The 20,237-nt window shown below is 62.2% G+C and carries 16 protein-coding genes and 2 pseudogenes; 8 read left to right on the top strand and 10 right to left on the bottom strand.

Annotated elements, in window-relative coordinates:
* Nucleotides 1-82: 82 nt before the first annotated feature.
* Entirely contained in the window at nt 83-1,276 is a 1,194-nt protein-coding gene (locus P3R82_RS26325) for an MFS transporter (RefSeq protein WP_283195907.1), read from the bottom strand.
* 59 nt (nt 1,277-1,335) lie between these two features.
* Nucleotides 1,336-2,118, bottom strand: a complete 783-nt coding sequence (locus P3R82_RS26320; protein ID WP_283195906.1) for a DeoR/GlpR family DNA-binding transcription regulator — start codon at nt 2,116-2,118, stop codon at nt 1,336-1,338.
* Nucleotides 2,119-2,359: 241 nt separating this feature from the next.
* On the opposite strand from P3R82_RS26320, the gene P3R82_RS26315 reads away from it, so the two are divergent.
* The 3 genes from P3R82_RS26315 to P3R82_RS26305 all read left to right on the top strand — a co-directional run bounded on the left by P3R82_RS26315 (nt 2,360) and on the right by P3R82_RS26305 (nt 4,777).
* Nucleotides 2,360-3,133 carry an amino acid ABC transporter substrate-binding protein gene (locus P3R82_RS26315; RefSeq protein WP_183899980.1) on the top strand — a complete coding sequence of 258 codons (774 nt, stop codon included), beginning with the start codon at nt 2,360-2,362 and terminating at the stop codon, nt 3,131-3,133.
* Between the two features lie 205 nt (nt 3,134-3,338).
* Nucleotides 3,339-4,019, top strand: coding sequence for an amino acid ABC transporter permease (locus tag P3R82_RS26310; protein WP_183899981.1), 681 nt, complete (start codon nt 3,339-3,341; stop codon nt 4,017-4,019).
* Complete coding sequence (locus tag P3R82_RS26305) at nt 4,016-4,777, top strand: amino acid ABC transporter ATP-binding protein (protein WP_183899982.1); 762 nt, start codon at nt 4,016-4,018, stop codon at nt 4,775-4,777. Before P3R82_RS26310 ends, P3R82_RS26305 begins: the two co-directional genes overlap by 4 nt.
* A gap of 72 nt (nt 4,778-4,849) precedes the next feature.
* Here P3R82_RS26305 and pyc read toward each other — a convergent pair whose 3' ends face one another.
* Both pyc and P3R82_RS26295 read right to left on the bottom strand, forming a co-directional pair.
* Nucleotides 4,850-8,314: a pyruvate carboxylase gene (gene pyc, locus P3R82_RS26300; protein WP_283195905.1), complete on the bottom strand. Its 3,465-nt coding sequence runs from the start codon at nt 8,312-8,314 to the stop codon at nt 4,850-4,852.
* 114 nt (nt 8,315-8,428) lie between these two features.
* Entirely contained in the window at nt 8,429-9,097 is a 669-nt protein-coding gene (locus P3R82_RS26295) for a LuxR family transcriptional regulator (RefSeq protein ID WP_283196427.1), read from the bottom strand.
* 400 nt (nt 9,098-9,497) lie between these two features.
* On the opposite strand from P3R82_RS26295, the gene P3R82_RS26290 reads away from it, so the two are divergent.
* Both P3R82_RS26290 and P3R82_RS26285 read left to right on the top strand, forming a co-directional pair.
* Nucleotides 9,498-11,261, top strand: a complete 1,764-nt coding sequence (locus P3R82_RS26290; protein ID WP_283195904.1) for a glucan ABC transporter ATP-binding protein/ permease — start codon at nt 9,498-9,500, stop codon at nt 11,259-11,261.
* 248 nt (nt 11,262-11,509) lie between these two features.
* On the top strand, nt 11,510-13,396 hold the full coding sequence (locus tag P3R82_RS26285; protein ID WP_283195903.1) for an MFS transporter: 1,887 nt from the start codon (nt 11,510-11,512) through the stop codon (nt 13,394-13,396).
* A gap of 61 nt (nt 13,397-13,457) precedes the next feature.
* Here P3R82_RS26285 and P3R82_RS26280 read toward each other — a convergent pair.
* The 3 genes and pseudogenes from P3R82_RS26280 to leuB form a co-directional block, all read right to left on the bottom strand.
* Nucleotides 13,458-14,177: pseudogene (locus tag P3R82_RS26280) on the bottom strand (phosphatase PAP2 family protein); the annotation flags it as partial.
* An 81-nt stretch (nt 14,178-14,258) separates the two neighbouring features.
* Nucleotides 14,259-15,020, bottom strand: coding sequence for a phosphatase PAP2 family protein (locus tag P3R82_RS26275; protein WP_283195902.1), 762 nt, complete (start codon nt 15,018-15,020; stop codon nt 14,259-14,261).
* Between the two features lie 119 nt (nt 15,021-15,139).
* A complete protein-coding gene (gene leuB, locus P3R82_RS26270; RefSeq protein ID WP_283195901.1) occupies nt 15,140-16,252 on the bottom strand; it encodes a 3-isopropylmalate dehydrogenase in 1,113 nt (370 codons plus the stop codon).
* Between the two features lie 170 nt (nt 16,253-16,422).
* On the opposite strand from leuB, the gene P3R82_RS26265 reads away from it, so the two are divergent.
* Nucleotides 16,423-17,355, top strand: coding sequence for a pyridoxal-phosphate dependent enzyme (locus P3R82_RS26265; RefSeq protein WP_283195900.1), 933 nt, complete (start codon nt 16,423-16,425; stop codon nt 17,353-17,355).
* A gap of 61 nt (nt 17,356-17,416) precedes the next feature.
* Here the strand turns inward: P3R82_RS26265 and leuD are convergent, their stop codons facing one another.
* From leuD to P3R82_RS26250, 3 genes are all read right to left on the bottom strand, one after another.
* Complete coding sequence (leuD, locus tag P3R82_RS26260; protein ID WP_183899991.1) at nt 17,417-18,025, bottom strand: 3-isopropylmalate dehydratase small subunit; 609 nt, start codon at nt 18,023-18,025, stop codon at nt 17,417-17,419.
* A 126-nt stretch (nt 18,026-18,151) separates the two neighbouring features.
* On the bottom strand, nt 18,152-18,580 hold the full coding sequence (locus P3R82_RS26255) for a glyoxalase/bleomycin resistance/extradiol dioxygenase family protein (RefSeq protein ID WP_283195899.1): 429 nt from the start codon (nt 18,578-18,580) through the stop codon (nt 18,152-18,154).
* Between the two features lie 142 nt (nt 18,581-18,722).
* Nucleotides 18,723-18,965, bottom strand: coding sequence for a hypothetical protein (locus P3R82_RS26250; protein WP_183899993.1), 243 nt, complete (start codon nt 18,963-18,965; stop codon nt 18,723-18,725).
* A 112-nt stretch (nt 18,966-19,077) separates the two neighbouring features.
* Between P3R82_RS26250 and P3R82_RS26245 the strand changes: the two are divergent.
* Both P3R82_RS26245 and P3R82_RS26240 read left to right on the top strand, forming a co-directional pair.
* Nucleotides 19,078-20,000, top strand: a pseudogene (locus P3R82_RS26245) (CoA ester lyase).
* An 11-nt stretch (nt 20,001-20,011) separates the two neighbouring features.
* The gene (locus P3R82_RS26240; protein ID WP_018901046.1) at nt 20,012-20,218 is read left to right on the top strand and encodes a DUF1737 domain-containing protein; all 207 of its coding nucleotides are present in this window, start codon (nt 20,012-20,014) and stop codon (nt 20,216-20,218) included.
* The last annotated feature ends 19 nt before the right edge of the window (nt 20,219-20,237 follow it).

The following is a 20,237-nucleotide window of genomic DNA, read 5'->3' as shown; positions in this document are numbered from 1 at the left end:
CCTTAAATTTCGTGCCTTTCAGGTGGATCATGACCGCCCGCTTGTCAACCCGCGGGATCGATCACTTTGTGCGGCGGCGGCCTCAATGGCCACCACCGGAAATGCCGTCGGCGTAGCGCGCCAGATTGGAAAGCGCCAGCACGACGAGGAGAAGCGCCGGCAGCGCGATGAACACGACGGAGAAGCCGACATGCTCCGCCACGAAGCCGATGGCCGACGGTGCCACCAGCATGCCGGAATAGCCCATGGTGGTGACGACGGAGAGGCCGATCCCCGCCTTCAGATGCGGAATGTTGCCCGCCGCCGAGAAGGCGATCGGCACCATGTTGGAGATGCCGATGCCGCAGAAGGCAAAACCGAGGATGGCGATTTCCGCATTCGGCGCGAAACCTGCGAGAAGCATGCCGGCGATGGCGAACAGGGTGCAGATCCTGAGCGTCCTGACGCCGCCAAGGCGATCACGAACGAGGTCGCCGGCAAAGCGCATCGCCGCCATCGTCAGCGAGAAGGCCGCGAAGCCGAAGCCCGAGAGCGCAACCGAAGCACCGAGTTCCTCGCGCAGGTAGAGAGCGCCCCAATCGAGAACCGCACCTTCAGGCATCATGGAAAACAAAGCGACGAGACCGAGCAGCCAGGGCAGCGGCACCATCGGCAACCGCGTCTTCTCTTTCTTCGTGTCGGGATGCGGCTGGTCGGCAAGGATCATGTTCCAGGCAACCGCAAGCGTAATGGCGGCAAGAGCCGTGGCGACCACGGCATGCGAGAACACGCCGAAATTGGCGATCAGCAGCCCGCCCAGGCCAGCGCCGATCAAGCCACCGAGGCTCCAGAAGGCGTGGCAGGACGACATGATCGCCCGCCGCATCGATTGCTCGACGGCCACGGCATTGGCGTTCATGGCGACGTCCATGGCGCCCATGAACCCGCCGAACAGGAAGATCGCGATTGCTGCCGTCACGACATTGGGCGCCAGCGTCAGCGCCAGCAGGCCGGGCAGCAGGCAGACCGCCATGGCGAGCGACACGACCCGCGATCCATGCCGGGCGATCTGCGCGCCGGCGATCGGCATCAGCGTCAGCGAACCGATCCCAAGCACCAGGATCATCAGCCCGAGCTGAAACTTGCTGAGCTCCAGCCGCTCGGCGAATTCGGGAATCTTCGGCGCCCAGGAGCCGACGGTGAAGCCGTTGATCAAAAACAGCAGCGACACCGCCGTCCTGTTCCTGGTGATGTAGCCGCTTCTTGCCGGAAGCGTTGCGTTGACGTGATTATCCATGTCTCTTCCCATATGCACTGGTGCCGGCACTCCTCGTCCGGCATGTCATTGAACGATATCTATACGGCTTCGCCGGCAACCAGCGTCTTGCACCCAAGGTCGCGATAGCGGGCGAGCATCGCGGCATCGGCATCGCGCTCGACCACGAGGCAACCGCAGTCGGCGGCGGCAAGCACGCCATGCGGCGCGGCCGTGCCGAACTTGTCCGAGGTGACCGCGACCAGCACCTGCCGGCTTTTGCTGGCGACGAAGCGCTTGAACTCCGCATCCTCGAAACCGAAGACGGTGACGCCGGCCGCGATATCGAGGCCGCATGCGCCGAGAATGCACAGATCCGGCGATAGCGGCTCCATGTCGCGCATCGCCTTCGCCCCTAGCGCGCCGCCCACCTGCCGGTCGATCAATCCGCCGATCAGGATGACGTTGACGAGCGGCTTGTCGATCAGCGCCGTGGCGATCGACGGCGCGTTTGTCACCGCCGTCAACGGCAGATCCATCGGTAGCGCCATGGCGATCGCCAGGTTGGTGCTGCCGGCATCGAAGAACACGGTCGTATCGGACGCGATCTGCGAAACGGCAGCAGCCGCCAGCGCCTCCTTGCGGTCTCGCGCGATACCGGCGCGGTGCGTGAGGCTGCCGCCCGCCGGCGAGACCGGCAGCGCGCCGCCATAGACCCGCTCACAAAGACCCGCAGCCGCCATTTCGCGCAGATCCCGGCGCACCGTATCCTCGGACACGCCGAATTCCGCCGCAAGCTCGGCGGCGAGCACCCGCCCATGCGTCTGCAGCTTGCGTGATATCACGCTTTTACGCTCCTGCAGCAGAAGTTCGCTCGTGCTCATGCCTGTTTCAGCCCGCTCAATCTCAAATCGATTGAATCATGCATAAACCGATACAAACGTGCACGCAAGCAGGATGCAAACATGCGTCGCTTCACATTGTGAAACACTCGACACCAAATCCGTGATAAATGAGAAAAATATTCGCAGCTGCCGATTTTCTTTGCAGTTTTTGACGCATCGCGGCATCGAGTTTTCTGCGATTTTCGCGCCATCGAACACATCTGGTGAATTGGATAGACATATGAACCTCCTGAAGACCCTCGCCACCGCCGCCCTGATCCAGGCCGCCGCCCTGATGCCGGCGCTGGCCGGCGAAAACCTTGCCGCCATCAAGCAGGCAGGCGTGCTGAAGATCGGCACCGAAGGCACCTACGCCCCGTTCACCTATTTTGACGACAGCGGCAAGCTGGTCGGCTTTGACGTCGAGATCGGCGAAGCGGTCGCCGCCAAGCTCGGCGTCAAGCCAGAATTCGTCCAGGGCAAGTGGGACGGCCTGATCGCCGGCATCGACGCCAAGCGTTACGACACCGTCATCAACCAGGTCGGCATCACCGATGCGCGCAAGCAGAAGTATGACTTCTCCGAGCCCTACATCGTCTCCAAGGCCGTCCTCATCGTCCGCGACGGCGACGACAGCATCAAGAGCTTCGCCGACCTCAAAGGCAAGAAGTCGGCCCAGACGCTGACCAGCAACTTCGGCAAGCTCGCCGAGCAGTCCGGCGCCGAACTCGTCGGCACCGACGGCTTCGACCAGTCGATCCAGCTGGTTCTGACCAAGCGCGCCGACGCGACCATCAACGACAGCCTGTCCTTCCTCGACTTCAAGAAGAAGAAGCCCGACGCCCCCGTCAAGATCGCGGCACAGCAGGCAGACGCCGACTATTCCGGCATCATCATCCGCAAGGGCGAGCCGGAACTTCTGGAAGCCATCAACAAGGCACTGGTCGATATCAAGGCCGACGGCACTTACCAGAAGATCGCCGACAAGTATTTCGGCCAGGACGTCTCGAAGTAAGTTCAGGCCCTCAGGCGGCCCCTCCAGCCCCTTCCCGCAACGGGGAGGGGCTTTTTATTGGGCGGCCTCCGACGAAATCCGGCATAAGTGCCGCAGCTGACCGCATTTTACGCAAACGGCACAACCTCTTCGACCTTCCCCCTTGTGGGAAGGGGTTGGGGAGGGGTATTCCACGTCAACGCATAACCCGTGAAAGGGAATACCCGTGCCGTATTGGCTCCAATTGATGTTGGACTCGCTGCCGACGCTCCTGTGGGGCGGCATCAAGTTCACCGTCCCGCTGACGCTTCTTTCCTTTGTCTTCGGGCTTGCCCTTGGCCTGCTGACGGCCGTTACCCGGCTTTTCGGCCCGGCGCCGTTGCGGGCGATCGCCCGCTTCTACGTCTGGATCATCCGCGGCACGCCGCTGCTCGTCCAGCTCTTCGTCATCTTCTACGGCCTGCCGAGCATCGGCATCCTGCTCGACGCCTTCCCGGCAGCCCTCATCGGCTTCACGCTCAACATCGGCGCCTACAGCTCCGAGATCATCCGCGCCGTCATTTCCTCCGTGCCCAAGGGCCAGTGGGAGGCCGCCTATTCGATCGGCATGAGCTGGCGCCAGGCGATGAGCCGCACCATCCTGCCGCAGGCCGCCCGCGTCGCCGTGCCGCCGCTGTCCAACACCTTCATCTCGCTGGTCAAGGATACGTCGCTGGCAGCCGCCATCACCGTGCCGGAACTCTTCCAGGCCGCCCAGCGCATCGTCGCCACCACCTATGAACCGCTGATCCTCTATATCGAGGCAGCCCTGATCTATCTCGCCCTGAGCTCGGTGCTCTCGGTCCTGCAGGTCAGGCTCGAACGCCGCTTTGCCCGCTATGGCGGCATGCTGGAGGCAAACGCATGATCGAGCTTGATAACATCGAAAAGCGCTTCGGCGACGCCGTCATCCTGAAGGATATCAGCATCCGCATTCCCGAAGGCAGCGTCACCGCGCTCGTCGGCCCATCGGGCGGCGGCAAGAGTACGCTGCTGCGCTGCATCAACCTTCTGGAAATCCCGACGGCGGGCACGATCCGCCTCGGCGAGGAAAGGCTGACCTTCAAGCCCGGCCAGAAGACCAGCTGGCAGGCGATCCAGAAGATCCGCCGGCAGACCGGCATGGTGTTCCAAAACTTCCAGCTTTTCCCGCACCAGACGGCGATCGAAAACGTCATGGAAAGCCTGGTGACCGTACTCAGATGGCCGAAGGAAAAGGCCCGCGCCCGCGCCATGGAACTGCTGACCAAGGTCGGCATGGCCCACAAGGCCGATGCCTGGCCCTCGACGTTGTCGGGCGGCCAGCAGCAGCGCGTGGCGATTGCCCGGGCGCTCGCCCCCTCGCCCCGCGTCCTTCTCTGCGACGAGCCGACATCGGCGCTCGACCCGGAACTCTCCGCCGAAGTCGTCGACGTCCTCGGGCGTCTGGCCAGCGAAGGCACGACCATGGTCATGGCGACCCACGACCTCAGGCTCGCTTCGAAGATCGCCAACGACGTTGTCTTCCTGGAAGCGGGAAGCGTGGTCGAGACGGGCAGCGCGCGCAATGTCTTCACCGCGCCCGAACGCGAACGCACCAAGCGCTTCATCTCGACGATCAACGCCGCGCACACCTACGACATCTGAGGGCAGACATCCCGACGAAGCAGACATGAAAAAGGCGGCTCCGAGGCCGCCTTTTCAATTTTTAGCTGGATATCAGCCCGCGTAGGTGACCAGCAAATCCTTGGCGTCGATCTGGTCGCCGGCCTTGACGAGAACCTCGGCGATCGTGCCGTCCTTCTCGGCGTGGATCGCCGTTTCCATCTTCATGGCTTCGATCGACACCAGCACGTCGCCGGCGCTGACCGTCTGGCCGGCCGAGACGAAGGCGCGGGAGATGACACCCGGCATCGGCGCACCGACATGGGCGGCATTGCCCGGCTCCGCCTTGCGGCGGGCGGCGGCGCCGGTGGCGCCATGGGCGCGGTCCGGAACCTTGATGCGGCGCGGCTGGCCGTTGAGCTCGAAGAACACCGTGACCATGCCCTGGCTGTCGGTGCCGCTCATCGCCTGGTTGACGATGACGAGCGTCTTGCCCTTCTCGATATCGGCGAACAGCTCCTCACCATCGCCAAGACCGTAGAAATAGGCGGGCGTCGGCAGAACCGAAACGGGACCGTAGGTGTCGGACGCCAGCGCGAAGTCGGTGAAGACCTTCGGATACATCAGATAGGAGGCGAATTCGAAGTCGCTGACCTCGCGCTCCAGCTTGGTCTCGATGGACTTTCGCTCGGCATCGAGATCGGCATCCTCGAGCAGCGAACCGGGACGCACTGTATAGGGGGCTTCGCCCTTCAGCGCCTTCTTCTGCAGCGCCTCCGGCCAACCCGACGGCGGCTGTCCGAGATCGCCCTTCAGCATCGAAACGACGGATTCGGGGAAGGACACGTCCTTGGCCGGATTGACGACATCGGCGACCGTCAGGTCCTGGCTCACCATCATCAGCGCCATGTCGCCTACCACCTTGGAGGACGGCGTCACCTTGACGATGTCGCCGAACATCTGGTTGGCGTCGGCATAGGCCTGCGCCACCTGGTGCCAGCGGGTCTCGAGACCGAGCGAACGGGCCTGCTCCTTGAGGTTGGTGAACTGGCCGCCAGGCATTTCGTGCAGATAGACTTCAGAGGCCGGTCCCTTGAGATCGCTTTCGAAGGCCGCGTACTGATGGCGCACCGCTTCCCAGTAGAAGGAGATGCGGCGAATCCATTCCGGGTCGAGGCCCGGATCGCGCTCGGAGCCGCGCAGCGCCTCCACGATCGAGCCGAGGCAGGGCTGCGAGGTATTGCCGGACAAAGCGTCCATGGCGGCATCGACGGCATCGACGCCGGCGTCGACGGCCGCGAGAACGGTCGCGGCCGCGATGCCCGACGTGTCGTGCGTATGGAAGTGGATCGGCAGGCTGGTCGCCTCGCGCAGGGCCTTGAACAGCACCTTGGCGGCGGCCGGCTTCAACAGGCCGGCCATGTCCTTCAGCGCGATGATGTGCGCGCCGGCCTTTTCGAGCTGAACGGCGAGATCGGTGTAATACTTCAGATCATACTTCGGACGCGCCGAGTTCAGGATGTCGCCGGTATAGCAGATCGTCGCTTCGCAGAGCTTGTTCTCCTCGGCCACCGCATCCATCGACACGCGCATGTTCTCGACCCAGTTCAGGCAGTCGAAGACGCGGAAGAGATCGATGCCGCCGGCCGCTGCCTGGCGAACGAAGTATTTGACGACGTTGTCAGGGTAGTTCTTGTAGCCGACGCCGTTGGCGCCGCGCAGCAGCATCTGCAGAAGCAGGTTCGGCGCCGCCTCGCGCACATGGCCCAGCCGCTCCCACGGATCTTCCGTCAGGAAGCGCATCGAGACGTCGAAAGTCGCGCCGCCCCAGCATTCCAGCGAGAGCAGGTTCGGCAGCGCATGCGCGTATGTGCCGGCGATGCGGGCGATGTCGTAGGTGCGCATGCGGGTCGCGAGCAGCGACTGGTGACCGTCGCGCATCGTCGTGTCGGTCATCAGAACGCGCTTTTCGTTGCGCATCCATTCGCCGAACTTCTTTGGCCCCAGCGTGTCGAGCAGCTGCTTGGTGCCGTCCTTGATCGTCGTGCCGTTGGTGTAGGGCACGACCGGCTCGGCGGCATCCGCCGTCGGCTTCGGCCGATCCTTGGCCTCCGGGTGGCCGTTGACGGTGACGTCGGCCAGATAGGTTAGCAGCTTCGTCGCGCGGTCCTGGCGCTTGACCTGCTGAAACAGCTCGGGCGTCGTGTCGATGAAGCGGGTTGTGTAGCTGTTGTCCTTGAACTTCGGATGCGTGATGATCGCTTCCAGGAAGGTCAGGTTGGTGGCGACGCCGCGGATACGGAATTCGCGCAATGCGCGGTCCATGCGCGAGATCGCTTCCGACGGGCCCGGCGCCCAGGCCGTGACCTTGACCAGCAGCGGATCGTAATAGCGGGTGATGATGGCGCCCGAATAGGACGTGCCGCCGTCGAGACGAATACCGAAGCCCGACGCCGAGCGATAGGCGGTGATGCGGCCGTAATCCGGAATGAAGTTGTGCTCCGGGTCTTCGGTCGTGATGCGGCACTGCAGGGCATGGCCGTTGAGCTTGATATCGGCCTGTGCGGGCACGCCCGATTCCGGCGTGCCGATCGCGAAGCCGTCGAGGATGTGGATCTGCGCCTTGACGATATCGATGCCGGTGACGACTTCGGTGACCGTGTGCTCGACCTGGATGCGCGGATTGACTTCGATGAAGTAGAATTTGCCGGTGTCGGCATCCATCAGATATTCAACGGTGCCGGCGCCGACATAGCCCGTGGCACCCGCGATCTTCAGCGAGTAAGCGGCCAGTTCCTGGCGCTGCGCTTCGGAAAGATAAGGGGCCGGCGCGCGTTCGACGACCTTCTGGTTGCGGCGCTGGATCGAGCAATCGCGCTCGAACAGATGCACGACATTACCGTGCGTATCGCCCAGAATCTGGCTTTCGACGTGGCGAGCGCGCTCGACGAGCTTTTCGAGATAGACCTCGTCCTTGCCGAAGGCGGCCATCGCCTCGCGCTTGGCTTCCGTCACCTCGCGGGCAAGATCCTTCGGATCGCGGATGGCGCGCATGCCGCGACCGCCGCCGCCCCAGGAAGCCTTGAGCATGACCGGATAGCCGATTTCGTCGGCCATGCGGGCGACTTCAGCCATGTCATCGGGAAGCGGATCGGTGGCCGGAACGACGGGAACGCCGACCGAAATGGCGAGGTTGCGGGCCGCCACCTTGTTGCCGAGCTGGCGCATCGTATCGGCCTTCGGGCCGATGAAGATGATGCCGGCCTTGTTGCAGGCGTCGACGAATTCAGGGCTCTCGGACAGCAGGCCATAGCCGGGATGGATCGCATCGGCACCGGAAAGCTTGGCGACGCGGATCACTTCGTCGATCGACAGGTAGCTCTCGATCGGGCCGAGGTCGCGTGCAAGATGCGGACCGCGACCGACCTGATAGCTCTCGTCCGCCTTGAAGCGATGCAGCGCAAGTTTGTCCTCCTCAGCCCATATCGCGACCGTTTTTATCCCGAGCTCGTTGGCCGCGCGAAAGACGCGAATGGCAATTTCGGAACGGTTGGCGACAAGGATCTTGGAAATGGGCAAATGCGGTCTCCTCACTGCATCTAAACGGGCATTGCTGCACCCGCGAAAGGAGTCTTAACGCGCTGTCACGGAAAGTTCAATTTCCTCGATGACGACAAATTGAATTTCTCTAAACTACGAAATGAGCCCATGGCGGAAAGCGACGGCGACGGCATGCTGACGGTTCTTCGCCTTCAGCTTGTCCTGCAGGCCGTTCATGTACCAATCGACCGTGTGGTTCGAGATTTCCAGCATTTTCCCGATCTCGACCGACGTCATTCCCTCGGCGAGATACTGCAGGATTTCCATTTCGCGGCGCGTCAGCCGCGTGTCGGCGCCCGGTAGATCGTCCGACACCGAAGCGTCTTCGCCGCGCAGTTCGAGAAGCCGCCAGAAGGCCCGCTTGGCGATCGCATCGAACAGCGTGATCTCGAGCGGAGAGAGGTCGACGGGCTTGCCGCCGGCGCTCAGATAGCCGAGCACGCCGCTTCTCCCATGGATCGGAAAGATGTAGCCGTCCTTCAGGCCGTATCCCGATGCCGCGGACATCACCTGCTCCATTCGGCGGTAATGCGGGTCCTTGCGGAAGGCCGCAAGCCCGTCTTTCCAGCGGAATGGCTGCTGCGCGAAGGCCAGATAGCGGATCGTCGGATCGCTCAGCATGTATTTCTTGCCGACATAGACCTGCGGCCAGCCCTCGGGCCACTCGCCGGCGAGCGCGGCCCCGGTCAAATCCTCGCTATGCCTGGGATACCGAAGCAGGCCATGAAACTCGAAGCCGTAAGACTGAATGACGTGCTTCAGCTCGGCAACCACCGCTTCCGGCTTCCGGCACTCTTCAAGGACGACAAGTAATTGAATTAATGAATGAATATTCACTAAATGCCCCCATCCCGTCACAGGCTCTCAAGGGAAGCCGCTGCGACAGGATTTGCCCCGATAGCGAACGGTTATCGATGCAATTAAAATTAAAACTCAGAATATCGTTTACGGTTGTGCCAGTTTGACGCGACAACGCAAGGGTTAAATGAGGGGCCTTTTTATTTCACTAAGAAATTTTACCACATCTGGCCTCCCGCTCGCGAACGCGGCATCGCGCGGCGGCGAAATTCCAACAATGAATGCCTTGTTAATCGCCAGTTCAGATAGGTTTTCGTAGCATCGCAACATCCGCTATTTCGCAGATGCAAAAAAGGAAGTCGCCGTGTCGCTTTTCAAGGTCTATGCAAGAGCTTTGCGCTATCTTGGCGCCTATAAGTTCCGCGTATCCCTGGTCGTTATCGCGAACATCGTGCTCGCAGCGATCACCATCGCCGAGCCGATCCTTTTCGGCCGCATTATAGATGCAATTTCCGGCAAAGGCGAGGTCAAGCCGATCTTGTTCATGTGGGCCGGTTTCGCCGTCTTCAACACCATCGCCTTCGTGCTGGTCGCCCGCGAGGCTGACCGGCTGGCGCATGGCCGCCGCGCCACGCTTCTGACCGAGGCTTTCGGCCGCATCATTTCCATGCCGCTGTCCTGGCATCATCAGCGTGGCACGTCCAATGCCCTGCATACGCTGCTGCGCGCCTGTGAGACGCTGTTCGGCCTCTGGCTCGAATTCATGCGCAATCACCTTGCGACCGCCGTTGCCATCGCCATCCTCATCCCGACGGCGATCTCGATGGACGTGCGCCTGTCCGCGGTGCTTGTCGTGCTTGGTATCGCCTACTGGATGATCGGCCGTCTCGTCATGAGCCGCACCAAGGATGGCCAGGCTTCGGTCGAAAACCACTATCACACGGTCTTCTCGCATGTCAGCGACTCGATCAGCAACGTTTCGGTGCTGCACAGCTACAACCGCATCGAAGCCGAAACCAAGGCGCTGAAGTCCTTTACCGAACGCCTGCTGCAGGCCCAGTACCCGGTTCTCGACTGGTGGGCGCTGGCCGGCGCGATGAACCGCATGGCTTCGACCATCGCCATGATGATCATTCTCGTCATCGGTACCGTCATGGTCCAGGCCGGCGAGCTGCGCATCGGTGACGTCATCGCCTTCATCGGCTTTGCCAACCTGCTGATCTCGCGCCTCGACCAGATGCGCCAGTTCGCCTCGCAGATTTTCGAGGCCCGTTCCAAGCTCGAGGACTTCTATACGCTCGAGGACTCGGTCCGCGACCGCGAAGAGCCCGCCGGCAATGCCGACATCACCGACGTGAAGGGCGAAGTCGAGTTCCGCAACGTGTCGTTCCGCTTCGGCAACACGGCACAGGGCCTGCATAACGTGTCCTTCACCGCCAAGGCTGGCCAGACGGTTGCGATCGTCGGTCCAACCGGCTCGGGCAAGACCACGATGATCAACCTGCTGCAGCGCGTTTACGACCCCGACAGCGGCCAGATCCTCGTCGACGGCCACGATACGACGAAGATCACCCGCAAGTCGCTCCGTCGCTATATCGCCACCGTGTTCCAGGACGCCGGCCTGCTCAACCGCTCGATCAGCGACAACATTCGCCTCGGCCGGGAGAACGCTTCGGATGAAGACATGCGCCGTGCGGCCGAAGCCGCAGCCGCCGCCGACTTCATCGAGACCCGCGAAGACCAGTACGACACCCATGTCGGCGAGCGCGGCAACAGGCTTTCGGGTGGCGAGCGCCAGCGTGTGGCCATCGCCCGCGCCATCCTCAAGGATGCGCCGATCCTGGTGCTGGACGAGGCGACCAGCGCGCTGGACGTCGAGACCGAAAACCGCGTGAAGGCTGCGATCGACAATCTTCGTCAGAACCGCACCACCTTCATCATCGCCCACCGTCTGTCGACGGTTCGCGAAGCCGACAAGGTTCTCTTCCTCGACAACGGCCGCGTCGTCGAAGAAGGCAGCTTCGACGAGCTCAGCCAGAGCAACGGCCGCTTCGCCGCCCTCCTGCGGGCAAGCGGTATCCTGACGGACGAGGAAGTCCGCAAGGCACACACGACCGAAGCCGCCTAAGAAAGGCACTTCGCGAAAACGCTAGAAGCCGGATGGTCCGCCATCCGGCTTTTTTCGCGCCCGGAAGGGCGCTGCGGCGGGAGAGCCTTGAACTGCAACGCCTTAGACTAAAGTCATAATCCCAAAGCCGCTCTCCGTAATGAACCGCTTTTCTGTCACAGTCCCGTCAGGCGAGCCGCGACCAGGGGTATGCTTTGAGGAGAGTATGGTCGCGCGCCGCGTTCAGATCATTCTGTGGAGGACAGAACATGGCAAATGTCGCAAGCGTCGGGGGCGCCAAAGCCGGACCGATGACATCGGAGGAAAAGAAGGTCATCTTCGCCTCCTCGCTTGGCACCGTATTCGAATGGTACGACTTCTATCTCTACGGTTCCCTCGCCACCTATATCGGCGCGACCTACTTCACCCAATATCCGGAAGCCACCCGCAACATCTTCACGCTGCTGGCCTTTGCCGCGGGCTTCCTGGTGCGCCCGTTCGGCGCGCTCGTCTTCGGTCGCCTCGGCGACCTCGTGGGCCGCAAATACACCTTCCTGGTGACGATCCTGATCATGGGTCTCTCGACCTTCCTGGTCGGTATCCTGCCGGGTGCCGCCACCATCGGCATCGCCGCCCCGATCATCCTGATCGCGCTTCGCCTGCTGCAGGGCCTGGCGCTCGGCGGCGAATATGGCGGGGCCGCCACCTACGTGGCAGAGCACGCGCCGAACGGCCGTCGCGGCTACTTCACGTCGTGGATTCAGACCACCGCGACGCTCGGCCTCTTCCTGTCGCTGATCGTCATCGTCGGCGTCCAGTACATCATGGGCAAGGAGGCCTTCGCCGCCTGGGGCTGGCGCATACCGTTCCTGGTCTCGGTCATCCTTCTCGGCGTCTCCGTCTGGATTCGCGTGCGGATGAACGAATCGCCCGCCTTCCAGAAGATGAAGGCGGAAGGCAAGGGTTCGAAGGCGCCACTGACCGAAGCCTTCGGCCAGTGGAGAAACGCCAAGATCGCGATCATCGCGCTGCTCGGCGCCACCATGGGCCAGGCGGTCGTCTGGTACGGCGGCCAGTTCTACTCCCTGTTCTTCCTGCAGAACGTCCTGAAGGTCGATCTGCAGGCGGCCAACATCATGGTTGCCGTCGCCCTCATTCTCGCCACGCCCTTCTTCGTCATCTTCGGCGGCCTGTCGGACAAGATCGGCCGCAAGCCTATCATCATGGCCGGCCTGCTGATCGCGGCCGTCACCTACAATCCGCTGTTCAAGGCCCTGACCTGGACCGCCAACCCGGCGCTCGCCGAAGCCCAGGCCTCCGTCAGGGCAACGGTGACGGCCGATCCGGCGGACTGCAAATTCCAGTTCAACCCGACAGGCACATCCAAGTTCACCAGTTCCTGCGACGTGGCGACAGCCTTCCTGACCAAGAACTCGGTACCCTATGACGTTGTGCCCGGCCCTGCCGGCCAGCCGGCAACAGTCAAGATCGGCAATGAAACCATCACCAGCTTCGACGCCGTCGCGGCCGGCGACAAGGCCAAGGGCCTGACGGCGGCCTTCGAAAAGAGCATCAACATCGCCCTCCATGACGGAGGCTACCCGCTGAACCGCGGCGCCATCAAGGTGCCGGACGCGAAGCTGGACGCCTTCATCGCCGCCAATCCGGAGCTTGCCCTGAACGCCGACGCGATCCGCTCGGGCGCCAAGGAAACCATGCCCGCCGACAAGCTGGTGGCGGCCAAGCTGCTGATGGCGGATGAAGCCAACGGTGTCACCGACATGGCGGTCTACAATGTCGCCGGCGGCGGTACCTTCGCCATGGCGGCCGATCCGGCCCGCGTCAACTGGATCGGCACCATCGCCATCCTGTTCGTGCTGGTTCTCTATGTGACCATGGTCTACGGCCCGATCGCCGCCCTGCTGGTCGAACTCTTCCCGACCCGCATCCGCTACACCGGCATGTCGCTGCCCTATCACATCGGCAACGGCTGGTTCGGCGGCCTGCTGCCGGCAACGGCCTTCGCGATGAGTGCCGCCACCGGCGACATCTACTTCGGCCTCTGGTATCCGATCATCTTCGCCGCGATCACACTTCTGATCGGCCTGATTTTCCTGCCGGAAACCAAGGACCGCGATATCCACGCCATGGATTGACCATGCCTTTTATGACAGACCAGGCCCGGCGCTCCAAAGGCGCCGGGTTTTCTATTGACGGAAACAGCCGCTTGGGCTCCGGCCAGCCATCGATGCCAGGGCGAAACAGCAGATTGTGGCGTGCGTAGACGATGGCGATCATCGTCGAGAACCACCCACCAAGCGCCAGACCGGCGATCACGTCGCTCGGATAGTGCACCCCCACCATCACCCGCGTCATCCCCAACCACAGCGCGAAGGCGATGAAGGCGAAGCGATAGCGCGGAAACAGCAGTGCGAAGGCGGCGAAGAAGGCGCCGATCGTCGTCGCGTGCCCGGATGGAAAGCTCTCGAAGGAAGCGCCGGAAAAGGGCGAAAAGAAGAAAATTCCCTCGTCCTGGAAATGCTCCGGCCGCGCCCGCCCGATCACCCGCTTGAGGAGATTGGCGACCAATCCCGACAGCGCGATCGATGTCAGGAGATAGCAGCCGATCCAGCTGATCCTCAGCGCCTGCAGGCGGTGCCGGATGTTTGTCGCCGTCCGCGACGCGGCCCAGCCCTGGAACAACAGGAAGGCACTAACGATGATGATCCAATCGGATTTGCCGAAGTCGGTCAGCATCATTCCGATCCTGCGAACGGCCGCCGGCACTTGATCACCGCCGACAGGATCATCGAACAACAGAAGCGAAATGATCACGGCATTGACCGTGACGAAAAGACAGGACCGCCAACGCAGACGCGGCCTGCCGTGAGAGCAACGAAGCCTGCGTTTCTCGAGGGACGAGAGAAAAGATCTCATATCTGTCGGCTATCCGGGTCAGGGGTTGTCGATCAACGACCGAGACCTAGCAGAAGCAGAATACAGATTTTTTACGGACGTTTAGAGCAGGCGGCTAAGCCTCGGTGTCGGCCACCCGCCATCGCGGCCGATGGAAAACACCAGACCGAAACGCGCAAACAGGATCGATGTGGCAAAGGCGATCCACGCACCCAGCGCCAACCCGGCGGCAACGTCGCTCGGGTAATGCACGCCGATGATCACGCGCGTAACCCCGAGCCAGAGGCCGATGCCGATAAAGCCGAGACGAAACCGCGGGAAAAGCAGCGCCAGCGCCACGAACAGCGCGCCGATATTGGCCGCATGGCCGGATGGAAAGCTCTGGTACAGGAAATCCAGGTTGAACGGCACGAAACTGAAGATGCCTTCCTGATCGTAGATCAGCGGCCGCGCCCGCCCGATCATGAACTTCAGAAGATTCGCGACAATGGCGTTGAACAGGACGGAAAGCACGACATAGGCGGTCATCTGCCCGAAATAGATCATCCTGAACCGTCCGCGCACCTTCCACAGGCGCCGGCGGACCAGGTAGGCGGTCGCAAGGATGGTGGAAAGGCCCGCGAGAATCCAGGCAAACCTGCCGATATCCGTGACATCGCCCGCGATCGAGATCAGCGGCGGCGCCAGATCCTTGGCGGCCATACCGAGCGGGCGATCGAACACGAAGAAGGCGATGGCCACCGCATTGATCGCGGAAAAAGCGAAACCCTTCCAGGGAACCCGACGATGGATCGTGCGGCGCGCCTCATAGCGCTTTTTCAGATAGTCCCAGAAACCCGGCCCGCGATCGATGCTCTCGCTCATTCCACTCCCGCTCTTTTCTCAATGCAGAAGGGAGATAGGAGCTGCGGCGGACGCCTTCAATGCAAAGGCCCTCCGCATCATCAGATGCGAAGGGCCTGAAAGGTGTTTCACGTGAAATATCAGGCGGAAAGCGCCTTGAACTCGGAAAGGATCGCCTCGCCCATCTCGATCGTGCCGACCTTCTTGGCGCCTTCGGCCATGATGTCTGCCGTGCGGATGCCCTTGTCGAGCACGTTGGCGATCGCCTTCTCGAGGTTGTCGGCTTCCTTGACCATGCCGAAGGAGTAGCGCAGGCACATCGCAAACGAAGCAATCATCGCGATCGGGTTGGCGATACCCTTGCCGGCGATGTCAGGGGCTGAGCCGTGCACCGGCTCGTAAAGCGCCTTGCGCTTGCCGGTCTTGCCATCGGGCGCACCGAGCGAAGCCGACGGCAGCATGCCGAGCGAGCCCGTGAGCATGGCGGCGACGTCGGACAGCATGTCGCCGAACAGGTTGTCGGTGACGATGACGTCGAACTGCTTCGGCGCGCGCACCAGCTGCATGCCGCCGGCATCCGCCAGCATGTGCTCCAGCTTGACGTCGGAATACTTGTCCTTGTGCGTCGCGGTGACGACCTGGTTCCACAGAACGCCCGACTTCATGACGTTGCGCTTTTCCATCGAGCAGACGCGGTTCTGGCGCGTGCGGGCCATTTCGAAGGCCACGGCCGAGATGCGCTCGATCTCGTAGGTGTCGTAGACCTGCGTGTCGATGGCGCGCTTCTGGCCATTGCCGAGATCGGTAATCGTCTTCGGCTCGCCGAAATAGACGCCGCCGGTCAATTCGCGGATGATCAGGATATCGAGGCCCTCGACCAGCTCCGGCTTCAGCGAGGAAGCGGCGGCGAGCGCCGGATAGCAGATGGCCGGACGCAGGTTGGCGAACAGCTCGAGATCCTTGCGCAGGCGCAGCAGGCCGGCTTCGGGGCGCACTTCATAGGGAACGTCGTCCCACTTCGGGCCGCCGACGGCGCCGAAGAGAACCGCATCCGCGGCCAGTGCCTTCTGCATGTCGGCTTCGGAGATCGCCGCGCCGTGCGCGTCATAGGCGCTGCCGCCGACCAGACCTTCGTCGGTGACGAAACCGGCAGACATTTCCTCGTTCATGTAGGCGATGATCTTGCGGACCTCGCCCATGGCCTCGGGACCGATGCCGTCACCAGGGAGCAGGAAAAGATTGCGCGTCGTCATGAAACCCTCCGAGAAAACCAAGTTGCGGCTTATTATCCCTCGACAGAAGGCATTTCAAGCGACGAAGAGGCCGTTTCGGTACGGTTGACGCCAGAGTTGAACGATCGGTTGACCCCGCGATTTGCCTGGGCAACAAGAAGGGCATCGTGACCATGATCCGGAAAACAGCCATGCCCGCCGCACCGCTCCATCTCGACACCCCGCTCTTCCTGACATCAGCGGACTATAGCGCCGCAAACAGACCGCTCTGGCTGAAGCTCGATGCGCTGCAGCCGGCGGGAAGCTTCAAGCTGCGCGGTGTCGGCAGATTGTGCCAGCACGAGGTGGAAAACGGCGCGAAGGAGATCTTCTGCGCCTCGGGCGGCAATGCCGGCATCGCCGCCGCCTATGCCGGCCGCGCGCTAGGCGTTCCCGTCACCATCGTCGTGCCGGAAACCACCTCCGAGGAGGTGCGCCGCTCGATCGCAGCCACCGGCGCCGCTGTCCTCGTCCATGGCTCCGTCTTCGACGAGGCCAACGCCCATGCGGTCAATCTCGCCGCGGAGCGCAAGGCCGCCTATGTACACCCCTTCGACCATCCGCTGCTGTGGGAAGGCCACGGCACGCTGATCGACGAAGTAGTGGCCAACGGCGCCGAATTCGATTGCGTCGTCGCCAGTGTCGGCGGTGGCGGCCTGCTTGCCGGCATCGTCGCCGGCCTGAAGCGCAACGGCCTCGATAATGTGCCCGTCATCGCCGTCGAGACCGAAGGTGCCGCCTCCTTCCATGCCAGCCTGGCCGCCGGCGAGCGCATCACCCTGCCCGCCATCACCTCGATCGCCAATTCGCTCGGCGCGCGCCAGGTTGCCCAGCATGTCTTCGACCTTCCCAGGCATCATCCGATCGAGAGCGTGACGGTGACCGACGCCGAAGCCGTCGCCGCCTGCCTGAAATTCGCCGACGCCTACCGCATCCTCGTCGAACCCGCCTGCGGCGCCGCCCTTGCCGTCGCCGACGCCCACCCCGACCTCCTCGCCCGCTTCAAGAACCCGCTGATCGAGGTCTGCGGCGGCATCGGCGTGTCGCTGGACAAGCTCAAGATGTGGAGAGAACGGCTGCTCTGAAGCCAAAGAAAAGCCGGCGGGACGGACCCACCGGCTTGATCATGCAATCTTGTCGATGCGCTTAGGCGGCCCAGGGATGGGCGGCGGCGTTAGCCTTTTCGAACTGGTCGATTTCCTTGCCCTTCTCCATCGTCAGGCCGATATCGTCGAGACCGTTCAGCATGCAGTGACGCTTGAAGGCATCGAGATCGAACTTGATCGAACCACCATCAGGACCGGTGATCTCCATGTTTTCCAGGTCGACCGTCAGGATGGCGTTGGAGCCGCGCGAAGCGTCGTCCAAGAGCTTTTCCAGATTTTCCGGGCTGACCTTGATCGGCAGAATGCCGTTCTTGAAACAGTTGTTATAGAAGATATCGGCGAAGCTGGTGGAGATCACGCAGCGGATGCCGAAATCGAGCAGCGCCCACGGAGCGTGCTCGCGCGAGGAGCCGCAGCCGAAATTGTCGCCAGCGACGAGGATCTTGGCGTTCTGGTAGGCCGGCTTGTTGAGGACGAAATCCTCGTTCGGCGTGCCGTCTTCATTGTAGCGGGCTTCCGCGAAGAGACCCTTGCCGAGGCCGGTGCGCTTGATCGTCTTCAGGTAATCCTTCGGGATGATCATGTCGGTGTCGATGTTGACAACCGGCAGAGGGGCGGCGACGCCCGTCAGCTTGGTGAATTTTTCCATGGCCTGGCCTCCAGTTCGGCAGAGATAGTGTGTTGATCAGCGTTTAGTCCAGTTTCCCGGCAAAATGAAGGGGAATCTGCAGCCCCGGCCCGCACCTGAAGATTCAGCCGGCCGGGCGCGGCTGATCTAGCCAGCCTTGGCGGGCTCGTTCATCGCCCAGGAGACGCCGAAGGGGTCGCGCAGCTGGCCATAGCGGTCGCCCCAGAACATGCGCTCGACGGGCATGACCACCTCGACGCCGGCCTTGACCGCACGCTCCCACCAGAAATCGATATCGTCGACGACGAGCTGCAACGAGAAACCCTGGTGCTTCAGGAAGGGATGGCCGTGTTCGGGATAGGCGTCGCTCAACATCAGCGAGCTGCCGTTGATATAGAGATGCACATGCATCGTACGCCCCTTGTCATCGGGCGGGACGACGAACGCCTGCTCGGCGCCGAAAGCGCGTTTGTAGAATTCCGCCGCCTTCAGCGCGCCATCGACGGTGATGTAGGGCAGAAGCCCGTTCTTGACCGGCGGCATGGCCATCTGGCCGGTTTGCGTTTCGCTTTCCATGCAGTCCTCCATTGCGTGATGCTTTTGCAGGCAAAAGCCTTGCTGCATCTAGGACGCGCGAGCAAAACGCCAGCCGACAGACCGAATGAAATAAATGCGGCTGGCAGAAGCGATCAGACCAGAAGCGATCAGAAAAACGCGATCAGAGATCGATGATCGTGCCGCGACCGTCGTTCCAGATGCGCATGGGCTGACCATCGCGCGTCTTGGACTTCGCCCTTGCGCAGACCGGGGCCGCCTTCATCTTCAGCGAGAGCGCGCGACCGACCATCAGCACCGTCAAGATGGCGCCGACGGCGAGCGTCACCGAGAAGGTGAAGAGCGCCAATGCTGCGAATGCGGTGACGCCTGCAAGCAAAAGGAAGACGGAACGAATATTCTGCATGGGTTTGAAACCTTTCTAGGAAAGGAATGTGGTCCTTCGTCTTGTCTTCTGCAAGATAAGCATGGCTTTTTGTTGTCTTGCCATCGGTCACAAAGCTTGACACACATTCGTGATGAACCAGTCTGCCCTTCCCCGTTCGATGAACCTGCGCCGTTCGGTGCTCAGCGTTCCCGCGATCAACCCTCGCGCCCTGGAAAAAACCCATCAGCTCGATTGCGACGCGGTGATCTTCGACCTCGAGGATTCCGTGGCGCCGGAGAAAAAGCCGAAGCGCGCGAGAACCTGGCCGCCTTCTTCCGAAGCAAACCGCTCGACGGCAAGGAACGCATCATCCGCATCAACGGTCTCGACACCAGCTGGGGTCGCGCCGACATGGAGCTCGTGAGCGTGCTGGAGCCGGACGCCGTTCTGCTGCCGAAAGTCAACGAACCGCAGGATATCATGGCGACCGGGGATCTTCTCGCCGATGCCGATGCACCTGATGAAGTGCGCATCTGGGCCATGATCGAGACGCCTCGCGGCATCCTCAATGCTGCGGCGATCGCCGAGGCAGGGCGAACGGCGGGCTCAAGGCTCGATTGCTTCGTCGTCGGCCTCAACGACCTCAGAAAGGAAACCGGCGTCTTGCCGCAACCCGGCCGGCAGTATCTCGTCCCCTGGCTGATGCAGGTGATCCTGGCCGTTCGGGCTTACGGCCTCTGCGCGATCGATAGCGTCTTCAACGATTTCAAAAATATCGATGCGTTCGATGCCGAGTGCGCCGAGGCGCGCGCCATGGGCTTTGACGGCAAGATGCTGATCAATCCCGCGCAGATCGAGCCCGCCAACCGGCATTTCGGGCCGGACTCATCCGCCATTGCCGAAGCTGAGGCGATCATCAAAGCCTTCGCCGACCCCGCCACGGATGGCCTCAACGTCATAAATGCCGACGGCCGCATGATCGAGCGGCTGCATCTTGTCCAGGCGGAAACTCTGGTTCATAAAGCCCGCCTGATTGCGGAACGCCTGAAGGCGAAAGGCCCGACGGCAAACTGAAAGACGATGAAATGAAGCTATACCGCCTTCTGACCGGCCAAGACGACGCCGCCTTCTGCCACCGGGTAACCGACGCCCTCAACAAGGGCTGGTCGCTGAACGGCTCCCCGGCTATGACTTTCAACTCGCAGACCGGCCAGGTCATGTGCGCCCAGGCAATCGTCAAGCATGTCGAAGGCAAGGACTACCACCCCGACATGAAGCTCTCCGAGCAGTAAGCGCTCAGACAAAGCGGCC

Source organism: Rhizobium sp. AN80A (assembly GCF_030053015.1).
Classification (GTDB): Bacteria; Pseudomonadota; Alphaproteobacteria; order Rhizobiales; family Rhizobiaceae; genus Rhizobium; species Rhizobium metallidurans.
The sequence above is the reverse complement of the archived record's forward strand: the minus strand, read 5'-3'. Positions and strand labels throughout refer to the sequence as shown.

What these genes read in the sequence shown, in the direction of transcription:
- P3R82_RS26325 (WP_283195907.1), bottom strand. Translation starts at nt 1,276, where the DNA reads ATGGATAATCACGTCAACGCAACGCTTCCGGCAAGAAGCGGCTACATC.
- P3R82_RS26320 (WP_283195906.1), bottom strand. Translation starts at nt 2,118, where the DNA reads ATGAGCACGAGCGAACTTCTGCTGCAGGAGCGTAAAAGCGTGATATCA.
- P3R82_RS26275 (WP_283195902.1), bottom strand. Translation starts at nt 15,020, where the DNA reads ATGAGCGAGAGCATCGATCGCGGGCCGGGTTTCTGGGACTATCTGAAA.
- P3R82_RS26255 (WP_283195899.1), bottom strand. Translation starts at nt 18,580, where the DNA reads ATGGAAAGCGAAACGCAAACCGGCCAGATGGCCATGCCGCCGGTCAAG.
- leuB (WP_283195901.1), bottom strand. Translation starts at nt 16,252, where the DNA reads ATGACGACGCGCAATCTTTTCCTGCTCCCTGGTGACGGCATCGGTCCC.
- P3R82_RS26250 (WP_183899993.1), bottom strand. Translation starts at nt 18,965, where the DNA reads ATGCAGAATATTCGTTCCGTCTTCCTTTTGCTTGCAGGCGTCACCGCA.
- P3R82_RS26240 (WP_018901046.1), top strand. Translation starts at nt 20,012, where the DNA reads ATGAAGCTATACCGCCTTCTGACCGGCCAAGACGACGCCGCCTTCTGC.
- leuD (WP_183899991.1), bottom strand. Translation starts at nt 18,025, where the DNA reads ATGGAAAAATTCACCAAGCTGACGGGCGTCGCCGCCCCTCTGCCGGTT.
- P3R82_RS26265 (WP_283195900.1), top strand. Translation starts at nt 16,423, where the DNA reads ATGCCCGCCGCACCGCTCCATCTCGACACCCCGCTCTTCCTGACATCA.
- P3R82_RS26285 (WP_283195903.1), top strand. Translation starts at nt 11,510, where the DNA reads ATGGCAAATGTCGCAAGCGTCGGGGGCGCCAAAGCCGGACCGATGACA.
- P3R82_RS26305 (WP_183899982.1), top strand. Translation starts at nt 4,016, where the DNA reads ATGATCGAGCTTGATAACATCGAAAAGCGCTTCGGCGACGCCGTCATC.
- P3R82_RS26315 (WP_183899980.1), top strand. Translation starts at nt 2,360, where the DNA reads ATGAACCTCCTGAAGACCCTCGCCACCGCCGCCCTGATCCAGGCCGCC.